Source organism: Larkinella sp. C7 (genome assembly GCF_006149005.1).
In the GTDB taxonomy this organism is placed as follows: domain Bacteria; phylum Bacteroidota; class Bacteroidia; order Cytophagales; family Spirosomataceae; genus Larkinella.
In genome coordinates, this window is the sequence record NZ_VBSL01000011.1 from 54,636 (window position 1) to 73,106 (window position 18,471).

13 protein-coding genes are annotated in these 18,471 nt (G+C 53.1%); 9 read left to right on the forward strand and 4 right to left on the reverse strand.

All coding sequences use genetic code 11. The features are described 5' to 3' along the window. Positions 1-16: 16 nt before the first annotated feature. The 3 genes from FH871_RS23145 to FH871_RS23155 are packed head-to-tail and all read right to left on the reverse strand — an operon-like array spanning position 17 to position 2,631. Complete coding sequence (locus tag FH871_RS23145) at positions 17-790, reverse strand: LytTR family DNA-binding domain-containing protein (protein ID WP_138993810.1); 774 nt, start codon at positions 788-790, stop codon at positions 17-19. A 44-nt stretch (positions 791-834) separates the two neighbouring features. Beyond that, positions 835-1,836: a sensor histidine kinase gene (locus FH871_RS23150; protein ID WP_138993811.1), complete on the reverse strand. Its 1,002-nt coding sequence runs from the start codon at positions 1,834-1,836 to the stop codon at positions 835-837. Between the two features lie 27 nt (positions 1,837-1,863). Further along, the gene (locus FH871_RS23155; RefSeq protein WP_138993812.1) at positions 1,864-2,631 is read right to left on the reverse strand and encodes a DUF2807 domain-containing protein; all 768 of its coding nucleotides are present in this window, start codon (positions 2,629-2,631) and stop codon (positions 1,864-1,866) included. 280 nt (positions 2,632-2,911) lie between these two features. On the opposite strand from FH871_RS23155, the gene FH871_RS23160 reads away from it, so the two are divergent. After that, entirely contained in the window at positions 2,912-3,394 is a 483-nt protein-coding gene (locus FH871_RS23160; RefSeq protein WP_138993813.1) for a DUF4494 domain-containing protein, read from the forward strand. A gap of 97 nt (positions 3,395-3,491) precedes the next feature. Here FH871_RS23160 and FH871_RS23165 read toward each other — a convergent pair whose 3' ends face one another. Further along, the gene (locus FH871_RS23165) at positions 3,492-7,139 is read right to left on the reverse strand and encodes an FG-GAP-like repeat-containing protein (RefSeq protein WP_138993814.1); all 3,648 of its coding nucleotides are present in this window, start codon (positions 7,137-7,139) and stop codon (positions 3,492-3,494) included. Between the two features lie 385 nt (positions 7,140-7,524). Between FH871_RS23165 and FH871_RS23170 the strand changes: the two genes are divergently transcribed. From FH871_RS23170 to FH871_RS23205, 8 genes are all read left to right on the forward strand, one after another. After that, positions 7,525-10,782 carry a TonB-dependent receptor gene (locus FH871_RS23170; RefSeq protein ID WP_138993815.1) on the forward strand — a complete coding sequence of 1,086 codons (3,258 nt, stop codon included), beginning with the start codon at positions 7,525-7,527 and terminating at the stop codon, positions 10,780-10,782. 30 nt (positions 10,783-10,812) lie between these two features. After that, positions 10,813-12,552 carry a RagB/SusD family nutrient uptake outer membrane protein gene (locus FH871_RS23175; RefSeq protein WP_138993816.1) on the forward strand — a complete coding sequence of 580 codons (1,740 nt, stop codon included), beginning with the start codon at positions 10,813-10,815 and terminating at the stop codon, positions 12,550-12,552. Positions 12,553-12,718: 166 nt separating this feature from the next. After that, positions 12,719-13,186 (forward strand): hypothetical protein, encoded by a 468-nt coding sequence (locus FH871_RS23180; protein WP_138993817.1) that lies wholly within the window; start codon positions 12,719-12,721, stop codon positions 13,184-13,186. A gap of 79 nt (positions 13,187-13,265) precedes the next feature. After that, entirely contained in the window at positions 13,266-15,524 is a 2,259-nt protein-coding gene (locus tag FH871_RS23185) for a TonB-dependent receptor (RefSeq protein WP_138993818.1), read from the forward strand. A 3-nt stretch (positions 15,525-15,527) separates the two neighbouring features. Then, the gene (locus FH871_RS23190) at positions 15,528-16,106 is read left to right on the forward strand and encodes an AraC family transcriptional regulator (RefSeq protein WP_138993819.1); all 579 of its coding nucleotides are present in this window, start codon (positions 15,528-15,530) and stop codon (positions 16,104-16,106) included. A 123-nt stretch (positions 16,107-16,229) separates the two neighbouring features. Next, complete coding sequence (locus FH871_RS23195) at positions 16,230-16,568, forward strand: four-helix bundle copper-binding protein (protein WP_138993820.1); 339 nt, start codon at positions 16,230-16,232, stop codon at positions 16,566-16,568. 28 nt (positions 16,569-16,596) lie between these two features. Continuing rightward, complete coding sequence (locus tag FH871_RS23200) at positions 16,597-18,075, forward strand: hypothetical protein (RefSeq protein ID WP_229317516.1); 1,479 nt, start codon at positions 16,597-16,599, stop codon at positions 18,073-18,075. A 35-nt stretch (positions 18,076-18,110) separates the two neighbouring features. Then, a complete protein-coding gene (locus tag FH871_RS23205; protein WP_138993821.1) occupies positions 18,111-18,464 on the forward strand; it encodes a heavy-metal-associated domain-containing protein in 354 nt (117 codons plus the stop codon). Positions 18,465-18,471: the final 7 nt, after the last annotated feature.

The window sequence follows — 18,471 nt, forward strand, 5'->3', positions numbered from 1 at the left end:
CTCATCATTCAAAAATCTACGTATTCAACCACCCCTTAAACGAGTCTGCCCGCTCCCGGCTTACCGAAACTTCTTCTTCCGAGGGCCGGTGTTTCAGCCAGACCCGCAGCCGTCCGTTGAAATACGGTTCGATGCGTTCGATGGCCGACAGATGGGTGATGTACTTGCGGTTTATCCGGAAGAAATGCCGGGGGTCCAGCTTGGCCTCCAGTTCGTCGAGCGTTTCGTCGACAATGTATTTACGGTTTTGATTCGTAATCAGAAACACGACCTTATCGTCGGCGTAGAGGTACAGAATATCGGAGGTTTCGACCACATCGAACCGCCCACCCTGTTTGATCAGAAACCGGCTTTTGTAGGTAACCGGCTTGATGCCAAAGTCTTCCAGCATTTTCACGAGGTTTTTTGACGCCCCCGGCTGGCTGTCGGCCGATTGCCGCTGGTGCCGAAATTTCTGGATCGCTTTGGTCAGTTCCTCCTGTTCAATGGGTTTCAGCAAATAATCGACGCTATTGACTTTGAAGGCCCGCAGCGCATATTCGTCGTAGGCGGTTGTAAAAATAACCGGCGTTTTCACCTCTACCTGCTGGAAAATCTCGAAACTCAGCCCATCGGCAAGTTGAATATCCATCAGCAGCAAATCCGGCGCGGGATTGGTTTGCCACCAGCGGACAAATGCCCGCACGGTGTCGATCTTTCCCACCATTTCGGCATCGGGGGCTACCTCCCGAATCAACCCTTCCATTCGTTTGACGGCCAGTGGCTCGTCTTCCACAATTAATATTTTCATTCCGGTAAGCAATTTCCAACCTTGTGATTTACTTCTGAGGGCAATTAGAGTAATGGTAATTTAACAATAAACTCCTGCTCGGTTTGCTGAATCACCACCGGGCGATCGGCCGCCAGCTGGGCGTAGCGGTTTTGCAGGTTTTTCAGGCCAATGCCGGTCGAATCGGTTCGCAGACGGCTTTTTAGCTGAAAGACATTGGCAACGACGAGACAATCTTTCTCGGTAAAAATCCGGATGCACAGCGGTTTTTCCAGTGAACACTCGTTGTGTTTTACCACGTTTTCCAGCAACGTCAACAACCCCTGCGTAACGATCTGTTTGCTCCGGTCGGCTTCCGACAAATCCACCGAATAGCGAAAACTCTCGCCAAACCGCATCTGGTTGATAAACAGATAGGATTCCGCAATTTTGAGTTCGGTGGCCAGTTCGATGGTGTTTTGTTCAGAATGCTGCAAACTGTAGCGGAACACCTTCGAAAGCCGCTCGACAAACTGCACCGATTTGCCGGTATCTTCGGGAATCAGCGCACTCAGGATGTTGAGCGAGTTGAACAGAAAATGCGGATTCACCTGGTTTTTCAGGGATTCGAACTCCGCCTTCAAAACCGCCTGTTTCAAGCCTTCTTCCATCAGCAACAGCGCTTTCCAGCGTTGCACAAAGGATTTCAGTGAATACACCGCCGTGATTCCGGCCGTGATGATGGCAAAAAGCCCACAGATCGAGCAGTAGTCCACCAGCCTGAAGTCGATGCGCCAGAAAAAACTAATGCCCCAGGTCGCCATGAAACCCGTCAGAGCGGCCAGAATACCGCTTGAGGTGACCGTCAGCGAAACCAGTTTCTGGGGCGACAACTGCTCGGCGGAACGGTTGAGCAGGTACGGAATAAACCACGATAACGCCATGTAAATGAACAGACCGCTGCCGATGATGATGGTGATGATGGTGAGTTTGATTTCAATCGGAATTGATTCTTCCGTAACCAACAGTGTATAAATCAGCAGGACGAGTAAACTCAGTAAGATGCAAAGCCTGATTTTGTTTCTCATGGTGGTGCTTCAACTAGCCCGATGGATCTATACTTTTTTGATGTAACTGGCCCCGGCGCTTTCAAAATCCACGCTGGGTTCGCCCTGGTATTCCACTTTGCTGGCGCCCGTCGCTTCAGCTTTCAACACCCGCGTGGCAAAAATCTGGGCCGTACAGGCTCCCGTGACCTCCACCGTGGCGTCTTCGACGGGGTACTTCAAGGCATGAAGCGCCGATGCGCCGGTGATGTCGGCCGTCAGATTATGCCCGCGACCCACCAGCGTCAGGCGGGATGCGCCGGTGATGTCGATGTTCAGCGTTTGCACCTCTCCTTCCAGCGACACGTTCGAAGCACCGGTAATGTCGATGTCCAATCCGTGTAATTCCTTGAATCCGGTCAGTTGAACCGTACACGCACCGGACACATCGAGTTTATTCAGGGTAGGCGTTGTAATGGTCAGCAGCAGATCGTACTGGCGGTGCCAGAAGAAAAAACTGGAACCAATTTTAAGCCATTTTCCGCGCAGCCGCACTTTTACGTTGGCAATGGCCCGGCGCGACCCGCGGGCCGTCAGCGAGTACGTGGGGCCGTCGGTAACCAGCACGTTCATCATGCCCCAGATTTCCAGTTTTTCGAAGGCCGTGATGGGCAAGTCCTCGGTTACTTCCTCATACGATTCTTTATCGGTTTGCCACCAGATCGTAGTCACCAGCGCAAGCAGACCCACGGATAATAAAGTGAGCTGTAAATAATTTTTTACGGGCTCCACGGGCAGCGCATCCGCCAGCAACAGAAAGGTAGTTAAGTCACTCATTTCCAATGACGCTTGTTTTTAAGACAAAGATGGATGGCCCGGTGTGGCCCCACAACCGCCCACCGACGAACCAACCAAAAAGTTGGATGAGCCGTCGAACCTACCGAAAGATAGCCTTTTTCTGTACTTTTGAACGTGCGTTATTTCGCGGAGTTGAGCGGAGAAAAAGGGAGTTGAGCGGAGTTCTCTTTTAAAATTCCTCTGCTTAACTTCTCTTTCTCCGCTCAACTCCGCGAAATAACTCTTATTTAAAACGCTATTACTTTTAGATCAACGAGTTATGCCAAGCTGGTATCAGGGAAAAATTCGCTATCAACTACAGGACCCGACCGGGAAATCCAAAACCATTAACGAAGCGTACCTCATCGACGCCGTTTCGTATACCGATGCCGAAGCCCGGCTGTATAAGGAAGCAGCCGCCAACACACCCGACTTTTCGGTCACTGCCATCACGCGCATGCGCCTGGCCGACCTATTTCACTTTGAAGAAAGCGGTGAAACCTGGTACAAATGCAAGGTGGTGTACATCACGGAAGACGACAAAGGCCGGGAAAAACGCATTGTGAATCAGATGCTTGTCAACGCCGAAAACGTCAAGCAGGCCTACGAACGAATCGAGATCAGCCTGCATTCGATGCTGATTCCGTTCGAAACCACGGACGTCAACACCACCAAGATTCTGGACATTTACCCCTACATCGAAGAAGAACGCATCCCGTCCAACCTGCGTCCCCTGAGCGAGGTGGTAGGGCAGGAAGATTAAAACGAGTTACGGTTTACGGTGCGGCTCTCCGCCGGGGCTGACGCGTGCTTATCAATGCGTCAGTCACACCGTAAACTGAAAACCGTAAACCGTAAACTCATTTCCCTGCCAGCGTCTCCAACGACACCCGCCGTTTGTTGCCTTTGGAATCGATGATTTCCAGGGATTTTACGGCCTTGCCGATGGTCAATTCCCGCGCCGACTGTGAGAGGAAAGACTGGCCGTAATAAAACTCCACCTTCTGTTTTTTCCCGCCTGCAAACTCCAGGTTCGCGCTCACGTCCGTCGGTTTTAACGGAACGGTTTGCGTGGGTTGTTCGGCGTGGAAAACTTTCAGCGGCCCCCGGTTTTGCGTCGCTACGATCAGCGCTTTCCCCGCTTCGCCATTGCGGCCGGCACCCGATAAACGAACCAGTCCTTTGGCATTTCCGGGAACGTAAAAACCGCTGGCCCCGGGATTCAGGGCCGTAAAACCGCCTTTTCCGTCGCCTTTCAGCAGCAGACCATTCAACGCATCGAGACGCCCGACGAGCAGTTCGTTGCTGAAATCATTTCCAACCAGCAACACGTCCGGAAAACCATCCTGATCGAAGTCATCGGCGATCATCCCGAACAGCGGGGCCGTTTGCGCCTGAATCGGCAACGCGTGCAATTCGAACGTTCCGTCGCCTTTGTTTTCCACGTAAGCGGACTTCATGTAGTTGGCTTCCAGCACAATCGCGTCTTTCAATTCTTCTTCCTTGAAGACTTTGTCGATGGAGGCTACGGCAAAATCCTTGTGCAGCGGAAACCGCGCCCGCATCGAAATGATTTGCTTGATCAAATCCTCCCGGCCATTGAACGGATACTCCCGGCGTTCGCCGTTCTCATCGGTAAAAAATACCGTCGGAATGGCGTCGTAAAAACCGTTGTTGTCAAAATCCTTGGCATATACCCGCCACGGTTCTTCCGGGCTGGCCTGCGCCAGCGTGTTCAACCCCAGATTGCCGGCGATGTAGTCCATGTCGCCATCCCGGTCGAAGTCTGCCGCCACGAGGGAATTCCACCAGCCTTTCCATTGAGCGATGGAGTGGTTTAGCGGTTGAGTGCCTGACGTGGTGCTCAGTTTTTTCCCCTGAACGTTTTTCAGGATGGTCAGCGGCATCCACTCGCCCGCCAGCATCAGGTCGGGCCAGCCATCGTTGTCGGTGTCGGTCCACAGGGCATCGCACACCAGACCAATGTTTTGCAGGTCGGGTGCCACGGTTTTCGTTACATCCGTAAACTTCGGAAAACCGGGTTTGGAATCGTTTCGGAGAATGAAGCTTGAAACTGGTCTGGGATATTGGTTCGGTACAACGCGGCCGCCTACGAACAAATCCAGATCGCCATCGCGGTCAAAATCAGCGGCTTTGACGCACGATTTGCTGATCCGGTTCTGCGGCAATGCCTGCGGTGTCAGTGTAAACCTTCCCTTCCCGTCGTTCACATAAAACCGGTCCTGATACGAAACCGTGTTGGCTTCCTCTTCGAAACCTCCGCTGGCTACATACAGATCCAGGTCGCCATCGCCGTCGGCATCGAAAAGCAGCGTTCCCATATCCTCTTCCGGTTTTCCGGCCCCCGGCGTTCCGGGTAACAAATCCTGCGGAACCAGTTTTCCGGCAGCGGTTTGCAACAGGAACGATCCTTTCTGGGTCCGCGAACCACCGATGAACAGGTCGTCCAGCCCATCGCCGTTGACATCCCCCGCCGAAAGGGCCGGGCCGTATTGGGACAGTTTATGCGGCAACAACTTTTGCTGGTTATAATCAATGTATTCCGGTTCCTGATGCACGAACTGGATTTTCAGCGAATCGGTAACATCCCGAAACAGCCTTCCGGCAGGCGCTGTGGGCGGCAACACGGCGGTTTCCGTCGCATTTTTCACGTCCACCGTCAGCACCTGATTGGCGTTTACATTTCGCAGCGTCTGGGTTTTTCCGGGGTTTCCGTTTTGTGCTGGCCAGGTGATGCGCACCTCATCAATGGTTTTAGCAGCACCCAGGCCAAAGTGAGCCGCGTTTTCCATCGTCGACAGATAACCCCGGTAAATCGTATGCTCGTAAATCTGTTGCTGGCCTTTTCCGTAGCGCAACTCCACAAAAGCGCCCAGGCCCATGCGGTTTTGCTCACTGCCTTTGAACTTGACCCGGAGGTAGTTGGACTGCTCCGGTTTTTGCTCCACCAGGTTGTTGCGGTAGACGAATGCCGGGTCATCGATGTTGTTGATCACCATGTCCAGATCGCCGTCATTGTCCAGATCGCCGTAAGCGGCCCCGCCCGAAAAAGCCGGGGTGGTCAGCCCCCAGTGGCTCGAAACATCCGCGAACGTCAGGTCGGCACCGCTGTTTTTGAAAGCATAGTTGTTGATTTTGATGACGGGAATCTGGCCCAGCATGAAATCGCGGGTGGCCACCGACGAATTGTCGGCATAGTACTGCATGAAATCCCGGTCGGTCACGTCTTTGGGAAAGCCGTTGGTGACCACGATGTCACGGTAGCCGTCGTGATCGAAGTCGACCACCAGCGGTGTCCAGCTCCAGTCGGTGGCAGCCATGCCGGACAGAAGGCTGATTTCACTGAAAACCGGCTCACGCGTGCCGGGCCGAAATCCCTGGTTGAGTTGCAGGGTATTCCGCATATACTGGTAGGAGAACTTGAATTCTTCGTTGTTCAGATAGGTCTGGTAGTTGTTCGGCGGAATGAACATTTTCTTGCGGAAATTGTCATTCGGCAGCATGTCCAGCGCGACAATGTCCATCCAGCCGTCGTTGTTCAGATCGGTCACATCGTTGCCCATCGCCGTCTGGCTGGTGTGTTTGAAAAACGTCCCGGCCTGGTCCGTAAACGCCGGTTTTCCAAAACTGCCCTTCTGGTTATTGATAAAAAAATGGTCTTCCGACAGAAAGTCGTTGGTGATGTAAATGTCTTTCCAGCCGTCGCGGTTGATGTCACAGATGTTCAGCCCCAGCCCGTAGCCTTCCAGTTGAATACCGGCTTCTTTGGAGACGTCCGTAAAAACCGGATGCCCGCGTTTGGCGTCGAAATCGTTGCGGTAGAGACGGTCGGTTGTGGGCGAAGAGCCATCCACCAGTTTCTGGTGATAGGCATTCGGAAACCGCTCCGCCATGTTGGTCAGCACAAACAGATCCAGGTCGCCATCGTTGTCATAATCGAAAAAGGCCGCATTTGTCGTGTAGCTGTCGTCATTGATTCCGTATTCTTTGGCCATTTCCTTAAAAACCGGTACGCCGTCTTTCCCGCCGGTTCCCTGATTCACATACAGCAGATTCTCCCGGTCGCGGGCGTTTTTTCGGATGGTTGCGGTCACGTAGATATCCATCAAACCGTCGTTGTTGATATCGACCAGCGCGACGCCCGAGCACCATTTGCCGTTTCCACCGACTCCGGCCGGCCCGGTAACATCCGTAAATTTGAAGTCTCCCTGGTTCAGATACAATTTATTGGCCACCAGGTTTCCGGTGAAGAAGACGTCCTGTAATCCATCGTTGTTGAAATCGCCGATGGCGGCCCCCCCACCATTGTAAAAGTAATCGACATTCAGAATACTCAGGGTGTCACTTTCGGTCATCTGGTTTGAAAACGTAATGCCGGTTTCATCAGCGGGCAGCAAACTGAAGAGCGGTTGATTGGAAAACTGACAGGAACTGATCGACCCGCCCAGAAGAAGTAGTACTAAACAACGAAACGATTGTCGGAACATGACTGAAGAATAATAAACCAAATTACTAAAGTACAAAAAAGTTAAAAATCGGCACCAAATTCATTTGACCGACTCCACCCTTCTTTTTCGGTCGGATCTGCGGTGATGAGAACCTTCCCATTACCGGACAAAGTACGTAAAATCACCCATACAAAACCGCTAGTGGGCTAATAATCAAATCGTATCAAAAAAAAATCACCCGAATGGAGGGAGGATTATTTCAAGGTTAAATTATTAACAATCAATAGACTACAACAAAACATTACCAACTTATCATCACAGGTAGCAACGGGAATATTTATAATATTTTTTATAAAATTTTGAAGTATGTTTAAAGTACTCTTAATTTAGTACGAAAATAAAACCAATTATTACAAAACCTATCATGAAAGCACAATTCTACAGATTGTTCCAATCTGCGATTTTGGGTGCATTTCTGCTTTTTGTGAGCAGTAATGTCATGGCCCAGGATCGCCGGGTTAGCGGAAAAGTAACAGGGAAAGACGGGCCGGTTCCGGGCGCGAACATCGTTCTCAAAGGCACCACGACCGGGACGTCCTCGGATGCCGAGGGAAATTACACCCTGAACATTCGGGGTGCCAATCCGGTGCTGGTCATTTCGGCCATCGGTTTCAAATCCCAGGAAGTAACGGTTGGCAATCGTTCGACCGTCGATGTTTCGGTGGAAGACGACGTTACGGCCTTGACGGAGGTCGTTGTAACCGGGTATACGACGGACAGCAAGCGCGACAATGCCGGGGCTATTTCAACCGTAAAATCCCGCGACTTAAAGGTTACGCCTTCGGCCAACGTCGAAACCCAGTTGCAGGGTCGCGTTGCCGGGGTTACGGTCATTGCCAGTGGTCAGCCGGGTGCCAACAACACCGTTCGGGTGCGGGGCTTCGGGGCCTTTGGCGGGAACCAGCCTCTGTATGTCGTGGATGGGGTACCCATCGGGACAACCAACTTTCTGAACCCGGATGATATTGAAACCACCACGGTTCTGAAAGATGCCGCAGCCGCTTCCATTTACGGAGCACGGGCCGCCAACGGGGTTATCGTTTATACGACGAAAAAAGGAAACCGCCGGGCGCAAAAACTGACCGTTACGTACGATGGTCTGTACGGTTTTACCGATCCCGGTAAATCGCAGGCCATCCTGAATCCGCAGGAGCAAGCCAACTGGACCTGGAACGCGGTTCGCAACCGCCAGGCTTCCCTGGGTCTTCCCGATGATTTTACGGGCATTGCCAATGGTCAGTATGGCACCGGATCGACGCCGGTTTTGCCGGATTATCTGATGGTAGGAACCCGGTATGGGGTGATCGGGTCGGTTGATCTGGCGGCTGAGCGCCCCAAATACAACATCAATACCGACGCCGGAGCCGTTTATCAGGTCGTTCGGGCCAACAAAGCCGGTACGGACTGGTATGATGCCATCACGCGGACGGCTCCCATTCTGCGCCAGACGCTGGGCTTTTCGGGCGGTACCGAAAGCAGCCGGTATTTCTTCAGCCTGGGCCAGCAAAACCAGAACGGTATTCTGAACCACAACAACTTTGCGCGGTATGACCTGCGGGCCAACACGGAGTTTGACATCGTCAAAAACCTGCGGTTTGGTGAAAATATCCAGTTGACCTACGCCAACACCTCCGGCCAGGTGGGTGGCAATGCCGGGCAAAACCTGTCGCAGGAAGAAAGCGAAATCCTGAGCGCATTCCGGATGGCTCCCATCATCCCGATTTACGACGAGTTCGGTGGCTGGGCCGGTACATCGGCCAAAGGGTTCAACAACCCGGCTAACCCGGTAGCGAGCCGGGATGGTGCCAAGGACAACAATAACTTTGGCGTTGGTCTGTTCGGAAATGTGTATCTGGAATATGATCCGATTCCGGCCCTGACCCTGCGCAGCAGCCTCGGCGGTCAGTTCTTCAATTTCTACAACAAAACGACTTCGCAGAATACCTACTGGAACGCCGAAGGAAACGGTCGCGGCCTGTCCATCAGCGAAGGCGGTGGGTACTTCCTGGCCTGGACGTTTACGAACACCGCACAATACAAACAGAAATTCGGTCTCCACAGCGTCGATGTTCTGGCCGGTATCGAAGCCCTGAACGACGGACGTGGACGGAACATCAGCGGTACGGGTTCAAACCCATTCAGTACCGATGTCAACTATGTAACGCTGAGTACGACCTCTTCGGTGGGTCGGGTAGTGAACAGCAACATCCAGAACGGGGTCAATTTCTACTCCGTATTCGGACGGTTGAACTACATCTACAACGACAAGTATATCCTGACGGGGGTGATCCGTCGTGACGGTTCATCGCGGTTTGGAGCGGCCAATCGGTTCGGGGTTTTCCCGGCCTTCTCGGCTGCCTGGCGGATTTCCGGTGAGAACTTCATGAAGGACGCAACGTTCATTACGGATCTGAAGATTCGGGGGGGCTGGGGCCAGATGGGGAACTCCAACAACGTAGACCCCAACAACCAGTATAGCCTGTTCGCCACCAACGTGGCCAACTCCTACGACATTGGTGCCACCAACAGCACGCTGAACCCCGGGTTTTTCCGGAGCCGGATCGGTAACCCGAATGCCAAATGGGAAACCAGTACGACGACCAACGTAGGGATCGACGCTACGTTCCTGAACGGCAAACTGGATATCGTTTTCGACATCTGGCGGAAAGATACCAAAGACCTGCTCTATCAAGTGCCGATTGCCGGCGTTGTTGGGGTTCGGGCCACGGCACCTTCGGTCAACATTGCCGGGATGCGGAACGAAGGGATTGACCTGCTGATCGGCACCCGCGGAAAACTGAGCAGCGATGTTTCGTATGAAATCAACCTGACGGGTAGCGTTCTTAAAAACCGGATTCAGCAACTGGCCCCGGGCGTTCCGTATTTCGATGTCTCCCCGGCTTCCAACCGCCTGGGCTTGCCCGCTACCCGGAACCAACCCGGTCAGTCCATTGCTTCCTTCTACGGTTTCCAGGTGGTAGGCCTGTTCCAGAACCAGGAAGAAGTTAGAGCCGCTCCTACCCAAACGGGTGCCGGTGTGGGTCGTTTCCGTTTCGCCGACATCAACGGGGATGGCAAAATCGACAACACCGACCGGACGTTCATCGGCAGCCCGGTTCCGAAATTTACGGGTGGGATCAACTTCCAGATCAACTACAAGGGATTCGATGCCGCTACGTATTTGTATTCGTCACTGGGCAACAAAATCTTCAACCTGTCGAAATGGTATACCGATTTCTATCCGTCGTTCCCCGGAGCGGCTGTTAGCGAGCGGGTAAAGAATTCGTGGTCGACGACGAATACGAATACGAACCAGCCCATTTTCGAAGATGTTTCCAACTTCAGCACCAACACCCAGCCGAATTCCTTCTATGTGGAAGATGGTTCATACCTGCGGATGCAGAACATTACCCTCGGGTATACACTGCCTTCGGCCCTGTTGAGCAAACTCAAGTTAGGCCGCGTACGGATTTCCGCATCAGCCAACAACATCTTCACCATCACGAAGTATGAAGGTCTGGACCCCGGTGTCGGTGGAGCGGCTGACCAGAACTTCGGGATCGACGTCGGAAACTATCCGCTGACCCGAAGCTACAATGCCGGCCTGAGCGTTACCTTCTAATTTGAACCAACCGATTAAGAAATTCAGAAAATGAAAGATATAGTCACAAAAGGAACCCTGCTGGCGCTCGCTTTAACGTTTAGCACGCTGGCCTGTAAGGATAGCTTTTTAGTGGTGCAGCCAACCGGTACACTGACCAGTGCGCAGTTGAGCACGAAAAATGGTCTGGAAGGTTTGCTGATCAGTGCCTACACCGAGCTGAATGGCCGGGGTTTCAGCCAAACCGCCAGCTCGACCAACTGGATGTATGGAAGCATCATGGGGGGAGAAGCCAACAAAGGCTCCAACGCCGGTGACTTCAACGCCATTACGCCGTTTCAGCGCTACGAAATGCTGGCGGCCAGTGGTGAACTCAATGCCCGCTGGAACCTGATGTACGAAGGCATCAGCCGGGCTAATTCCGTCCTGCGGCAATTGAAAACGGCGGATGCAACGGTGAGTGCGGCAGATCAGGCCCGCATTGGTGCCGAAGCCAAATTCCTGCGGGCGCACTATTATTTCGAGCTGAAACGGACGTTCAACATGGTGCCTTATGTTGACGAAAGTGTCGATTATGCCGCCGGTATTACGGAAATTGCGAACAGCACCGACATCTGGCCAAAAATCGAAGCCGACTTCAAAGCTGCCTACGATGTGCTGCCGGAAGTACAGACCGCAGCCGGTCGCGCCAACAAATGGGCTGCTGCCACCTATTTGGCCAAAACCTATTTGTACCAGAAGAAGTATGCCGAAGCCAAAACCCTTTTCGATCTGGTGATTGCGAGTGGTAAAACGTCTTCGGGCAACAAATACAGCCTCTATCCGCAGTATGGACTGGTGTTCAGCGCCGACAATGAGAAAAATGACGAAATCGTTTTCGCTACACAAAACGTAGCCAACGCTGGTAGCTCCGATGCCGCTTCGGGTGACCTGAACCTGAACTGGCCTTACAACACCGGCCCGGCGGGTCCGGTAGGTTGCTGCGGTTTCTTTCAGCCCAGCTTCGAGTTAGGGAATTCGTTCCGTACGGATGCTACCGGACTGCCTCTGCTGGACGGTTCGTATAATACCGGCGCAAACCAGCTTAAAACGGATCAGGGACTCGCGTCGTCGGCGGCCTTTACGCCCGATGCTGGCAATTTGGACCCCCGTCTCGACCACTCCATCGGTCGTCGTGGTATCCCTTATCTGGACTGGCAGGATTTTCCGGGCCAGGACTGGATTCGCGACCAAGCTTTCGGCGGCCCTTATGCTCCGAAAAAATACATCTATACCAAGGCCCAGGAAGCCCGCATTGCTGACGTTTCGAACTGGACCAAAGGCTGGACCGGTATTAACGTGATCCTGATCCGCTATGCCGATGTGTTGCTGATGGCGGCAGAATGTGAAGTTGAAGTGGGTAGCCTGGAGCGCGCCCGCGCGCTGGTCAACCAGATCCGGACCCGGGCGGCCAATCCGGCGGGTTACGTGATGAAAGGAACGGCACCAGCGGCCAAGTATGTCATCAGCAACTACACGGCCCCCTGGACCGACAAAGCTGCCGCCCGCACCGCCGTTCAGTTCGAACGCAAGCTGGAACTTTCGGGTGAAGGTCACCGCTTCTTTGACCTGGTGCGTTGGGGAATTGCGGGTCCGGTGCTGAATGCTTACCTGACCTACGAAGGGGCCAAACTGACCAACGGTCTGGGTGGTGCCAAGTTTACGCCCAACAAAAACGAATACATGCCACTGCCCCAAACGCAGATCGACTTGCAGGGTACGGCCATATTGAAACAAAACCCCGGTTATTAATTTTCTGCCGGAACCAATACCGTTTATTTCCTTTTATGATGAGGTGGGGCCAATGGTCCCACCTCATCTGTTTGGTAGTGGTCGGAGCCAAATAACAAAATCCTGCACCTATTCCCAAAATGATGTACTTGCTTTTATAGTGGTCATCCTCTACTTTTGATCCGTCATGAAACGCACAATCTTCCAACTGTTCAACCTCCTGATGACCTGCATCGTACTGCTGAGCAGTACCGGTTTTGGTCTGATTGAACACACGTGCCGGATGCGCGGGAAGAAAGTGTCGTTAGCGATGACCCAGTCTGCCAAAGCGAACCAAAGTTGCCCGATTCACCGCCAGAAGGCGGTTTCTTCCCCGGAAAACGACACCTCATCTCCCGTTTTCAAACGAACGGATTGCTGCCAGGAAGCACAGCGGTATGAAAACGTCGATTTTTCGTCGTCCATCACGCAACTCGTCGCCAAGTTCATCAAGTCGATGGCCGATACGGTACTCGCCGGGGTGACGGCACTCGTGACCTGGCTGTTCACCAGTCTGGCTGTAGCCGATACTGCGTCGATGCTGGCGGTTTTTGATTCCCCTCCTCTCCAGTACGGGCGCAGTCTGCTCTCGTTTGTTCAGAGCTTTTTGCTATAGGAAGTCGTCTTGTGCTAAAATGAAGTCCATGCTGAAAAAGCATCGGTTCCTTTTTATTTCAACCACATCACGACTCTTTATGCGTCCACATTCCACCTATAAAGCAGGATTGACCACCCTATGGCTGGCTCTCCTCAGCGTTGTTCACGCTCCCGCGCAAATTCTGACCGGCACGGTTTCAGAGCGCGTCAACACCAAAACCGTCCCGCTGGTCGGCGTCACCATCTATTGGGCGGGCACCTCGATTTCGACCACCTCTACCGACACCGGCTTTTTCACCATTCCGAAATCTGACTCACTCAACCGACTCGTTTTCAGCTATGTGGGCTTTAAAACCGATACAATTTCGGTTTCCGATCAAACCAGTCTGACCGTCATTCTCACCAGCCAGAACACGCTCCAGGAAGTGACGGTTCAGGGGGCGTCGTCGCAAACGGACCGGTTTTCGCCCATCCAAAACGAAATCCTGACCACGCGGACACTGGCCAAAGCCGCCTGCTGCAACCTGTCCGAATCGTTTGAAACCAACGCATCCGTCAATGTGTCCTACAGCGATGCCGTCACCGGCGCCAAGCAGATTCAGATGCTGGGATTAAGCGGAAATTACGTGCAAACCAACGTTGAAAACATCCCGACGATCCGCGGGCTGGCGTCTACTTTCGGCCTGAATTATGTGCCGGGCACCTGGATTTCGTCCATCGACATTGGCAAAGGAGCCGGTTCGGTCGTCAACGGGTACGAAGGCATGTCGGGTGCGATGAACGTCGAATTGCAGAAACCGGATGCCCGGGAACGGATTTTTGCCAACGCCTACGTCAACAGTTTCGGACGGGTCGAAGGCAACCTGAATCTGTCGAAACCGCTGTCGGACAAATGGAGTGTCGGTTTTCTGGGACACGCCAGCACGCTGCAAAACCGGATCGATCAGAATGGCGATAACTTTCTGGATTTGCCTTTGTACACGCAATATAACGGGATTGTTCGCGCCAAATACGGAACGGAGCGGTTTATGACCCAGTTTGGCATCAAGTCACTCTACGAAGACCGGACCGGCGGACAGATGGCGGCAACCCGCAGCGGTAGCCCCACTTACCAGTTTACGAACACCACCAAACGGGTTGAGGTGTTTTCCAAAACCGCCCGGCTTTATCCCGAAAAACCGTACCGGGGGCTGGGCCTGATCCTGAATGCCGTCAACCACGAACAGAACTCCTCTTTCGGTTTTATTCCCTACAACGGTCAGCAGAAAACGCTCTATGGCAACCTGATCTATCAGTCGATCATCGACAACACCAACCATTCGTTCAAAGTCGGGCTGAGTTATCTGCTCGACGATTACCGCGAAAAATACCGCGACACACTGTTGACCCGCACCGAATCCGTGCCGGGTGTTTTTGGGGAATACACCTACAAGTACCTCGATAAACTCACGCTGGTGGCGGGTGCACGGCTGGATTTTCACAACCGGTTCGGCACGCAGTTTACGCCCCGTTTTCACGCCAAATACGACCTGACCGACAACCTGATCCTCCGAGCCTCGGCGGGGCGGGGCTTCCGGACACCGAATGCGCTGGCCGAAAACTACGGCTATCTGGTGAGTTCCCGAACCGTGTATTTCGATGCCAAACTTCAGCCGGAAATCTCGTGGAATTACGGAACCAGTCTGACGCAGGAGTTCAATCTGTTCGGCAAAAAGGCGTCGCTGGTGCTGGATTACTACCGCACGAACTTTCAGAATCAGTTGATTGCCGATCTGGAGCACCCGCGCGAACTTCATTTCTATTACCTGTCGAGTCGGTCGACGCCCGGTTTGAAAGCACGCTCGTTTTCCAACAGTTTTCAGGCCGAACTGAACTACCAGCCCCTCCGTCGCATGGAGGTCAAACTGGCCTACCGGCTTTTCGATGTTCGCCAGACGATGGGCATGACCTTCGGGGAAAGTCTCCTCCTGCCGCGCATGATGGTGAGCCGCGACCGGGTTCTGTTCAATGCGGCATATGCGTTGCCGTTCGACAAATGGAAGTTTGATTTCACGGTACAATGGAACGGACCGAAACGGATTCCGTACCTCCGCGAAGGCTACGAACACACGAGTTACCAGAACATGCCCCGCGAAAATGCCCCCGGTTTTTACAACATCAATGCGCAGGTGACCAAGTCGTTCCGGACTTGGGATGTCTATCTGGGGGGCGAAAACCTCGGCAACTTCCGGCAAGCCAATCCGATTGTGGGCGCCAGCGACCCCTACGGCCGGGATTTCGACGCAGCCGCGCGGGTGTGGGGACCCATCACAGGGCGGATGATTTACGGCGGTTTCCGGTATAAACTTAAAATCTAAACCATGAAACTCTACATCAAACACATGGTTTGCGGACGGTGCAAGCGCGTCGTTCGGGATATTCTGGAAGAACTCGGCATCGAGGTGCTGCGGGTGGAGCTGGGCGAGGTGGAAACGGGCGAATTGCCGACTGCGGTTTCGTTGGAGCAAATCCGGCAGGTGCTGGCCGACAATGATTTTGAACTGCTGGAAGACCGGAAAGCGGTGGTGGTCGAACAGATCAAAGCGCTCATTGTCAATGAGGTTCATCACGACCAGCGCGAACGGCCGGAACACCAGAACTTGTCGGACTTTCTGACCCGGAAAATCGGTTACGAGTATTCTTACCTCAGTCATTTATTCTCGGCTATAGAAGGAATGACCATCGAGAAATACGTCATCGCTCAGAAAATCGAAAAAGTGAAAGAGTATTTGCTCTACGGCGAGTTAACCCTGAGTGAGATCGCCTGGCGGCTGGGCTACAGCAGTACCCAGCACCTGTCGAACCAGTTTAAACAGGTGATGGGTCTGACACCGGGCGACTTTAAACGAAACGGCCTGGCTTACCGAACCGAAATCGACAAAGTGGGGCCGCCAAAATGATGCACAAACGCGCCAGAGTTCTGTAAAGCCGGGCTCAGGCAAAGCCGCTACCTTTGCCCTACCACCTACCGTAACGTGAAATCGAGTTTAATTAAATCAATCTATAAACCAACTAATTACGGTATGGAAACGATGCAACAACACGAAGGGCATGTTCAGATTTGTTTTGATTGTGCTGCCGCCTGCGAACACTGCGCTACGGCCTGTTTGCAGGAAGACCACGTTCAGATGATGCGCGACTGCATCCGGCTTTGCCGCGATTGCGCCGATTTTTGTAAAATGTGCGCGAGTCTTACCGCCCGCGATTCCGAATTCATGAGGCAATTTATGGTACTCTGTGCCGATGTGTGCGATGCCTGTGCCAACGAATGCAGTAAACACGATCATGACCATTGCCGGGCCTGCGCCGAAGCCTGCCGCCGTTGCGCTGACGATTGTCGGCGGATGTCGGCGAGCGCGTAAACCCACTTTACCAGACAAGTTTATCCTTATGATTTCAATACAAAAATGGTTTCTCGTTGTCTTTTTTATCAGCACTTCGGGAATCGCCTGGGCCGACGGTTTTCCGGCTGACACCAGCCGGAAAACCAGAATGCCACCGGCCAAAAAAATGATGAAGCAGGACAGCCTGGACCACGCTGCGATGGGTCACGCGATGCACGACATGATGCAGATGCAGCAAGGCATGGCCATGATGTCGCACCTCTATTCGCGGAACCTGCCCATGAACCGGAATGCTTCCGGCACGGCCTGGCACCCCGACCAGACGCCGATGTACATGTATATGTTTCACCCGTCGCAGTCGATGGGAAACCCGTGGATGACGATGCTGCATTACAGCGTTTTCCTGCGGCATACCAACCAGAATTTCAACAATCCGGGCAAACGGGGCCGCGCGACGCAGTTCGATGCCCCCAATTACATCATGGGAATGGCCCAACGGCAGATCGGACAACGGGGCTTGCTGGCGTTCAAAGCCATGATTTCGCTTGATCCGCTGACGGTGGGTAACAATGGCTATCCGCTTCTGTTTCAGTCGGGTGAAACCTATCAAGGCCAGCGGCTGATCGACCGCCAGCATCAGCACGATCTGTTTTCTGAACTTTCGGTCGGTTATTCCTACGCGCTGTCACCCAATGCGGATGTGTTCGGCTACGTCGGGTATCCGGGCGAACCGGCCCTGGGGCCACCGGCGTTTATGCACCGGCTGTCGTCGTTCAACAACCCGGATTCGCCCTTAGGCCACCACTGGACCGATGCGACCCACATTACCTTTGGGGTGGCCACCGCCGGTTTTCGGTATAAAATTGCTAAATTGGAAGTGTCGAATTTTACGGGTCGCGAACCGAACGAAAACCGGTATGGCTTCGACCGCCCGCGTTTCGACAGTTATTCGTACCGGCTTTCGGTAAACCCGTCTCCAACGCTCGCGTTGCAGTTTTCGCAGGGGTTTATCAAGAGTCCGGAGGCCCTGGAGGCCGATCATAACGTTACCCGAACTACGGCATCGCTTTTGCACAGCAAACCGTTGGGGCAACCCGGTCGCTACGTTTCGTCGGCGCTGGTCTGGGGGCTGAACGCGCACGATGGCGTCAACGAAAACGCGTATCTGGCCGAAAGCAGCCTGCAACTGGGCAAAACCGCCTTGTTTGGACGGTATGAGAACATCACAAAGTCCGTTGACGAACTGGGGCTGAGAGATTACTTTTTCACGGCCCCGAGCGATGACACAAAACTGGTGAACATCAACAGTTTAACACTCGGCCTGAATTACCGTCTGTTGCAACTGGCCCAAACCGATCTGGTCGTCGGTGCCCAGTTGACGGGTTCGTTCCCGGACCGGGCTCTGGAACCGATTTATGGCAAAAATCCGTTATCAGGGCAGCTATATTTACGAATTACCCCATCGCTGATGCCCATGATGATGCCGGGCAAATCCATGCCGGGCAAATCCATGAACCACCATTAACTTGTCTGAACTTCAAAACGTAAACTCTCTTTACCATGAAAAAGCACTTAATAGGACTCCTGACGATTCTGTTTCTGGCCATCGGCATTACGGCCCAGGCTGTTGACGATAAAGAAAAAGAGGTCAAAATCAAGACCTCGGCCATTTGCGAAATGTGTAAGGAACGCATCGAACGCAACCTGGCTTTTGAAAAAGGCATCAAGGAGTCCAATCTGGACTTGAAGGATAAGGTCGTCACGGTGAAATACAATCCGAAGAAAACCGACATCAACAAGATCAAAGCCAATATTTCGAAATCGGGATACGACGCCGATGAGGTGACGGCGGATGAAAAAGGCTACGCCAAATTGCCTTCCTGCTGCAAAAAAGGCGGCATGAAGCACAATTGAGAGTTAT

Bases quoted from the DNA above. Each gene is read 5' to 3' on its own strand.
- FH871_RS23145 (WP_138993810.1), bottom strand. From the start codon at position 790: ATGAAAATATTAATTGTGGAAGACGAGCCACTGGCCGTCAAACGAATG.
- FH871_RS23150 (WP_138993811.1), bottom strand. From the start codon at position 1,836: ATGAGAAACAAAATCAGGCTTTGCATCTTACTGAGTTTACTCGTCCTG.
- FH871_RS23155 (WP_138993812.1), bottom strand. From the start codon at position 2,631: ATGAGTGACTTAACTACCTTTCTGTTGCTGGCGGATGCGCTGCCCGTG.
- FH871_RS23160 (WP_138993813.1), top strand. From the start codon at position 2,912: ATGCCAAGCTGGTATCAGGGAAAAATTCGCTATCAACTACAGGACCCG.
- FH871_RS23165 (WP_138993814.1), bottom strand. From the start codon at position 7,139: ATGTTCCGACAATCGTTTCGTTGTTTAGTACTACTTCTTCTGGGCGGG.
- FH871_RS23170 (WP_138993815.1), top strand. From the start codon at position 7,525: ATGAAAGCACAATTCTACAGATTGTTCCAATCTGCGATTTTGGGTGCA.
- FH871_RS23175 (WP_138993816.1), top strand. From the start codon at position 10,813: ATGAAAGATATAGTCACAAAAGGAACCCTGCTGGCGCTCGCTTTAACG.
- FH871_RS23180 (WP_138993817.1), top strand. From the start codon at position 12,719: ATGAAACGCACAATCTTCCAACTGTTCAACCTCCTGATGACCTGCATC.
- FH871_RS23185 (WP_138993818.1), top strand. From the start codon at position 13,266: ATGCGTCCACATTCCACCTATAAAGCAGGATTGACCACCCTATGGCTG.
- FH871_RS23190 (WP_138993819.1), top strand. From the start codon at position 15,528: ATGAAACTCTACATCAAACACATGGTTTGCGGACGGTGCAAGCGCGTC.
- FH871_RS23195 (WP_138993820.1), top strand. From the start codon at position 16,230: ATGGAAACGATGCAACAACACGAAGGGCATGTTCAGATTTGTTTTGAT.
- FH871_RS23200 (WP_229317516.1), top strand. From the start codon at position 16,597: ATGATTTCAATACAAAAATGGTTTCTCGTTGTCTTTTTTATCAGCACT.
- FH871_RS23205 (WP_138993821.1), top strand. From the start codon at position 18,111: ATGAAAAAGCACTTAATAGGACTCCTGACGATTCTGTTTCTGGCCATC.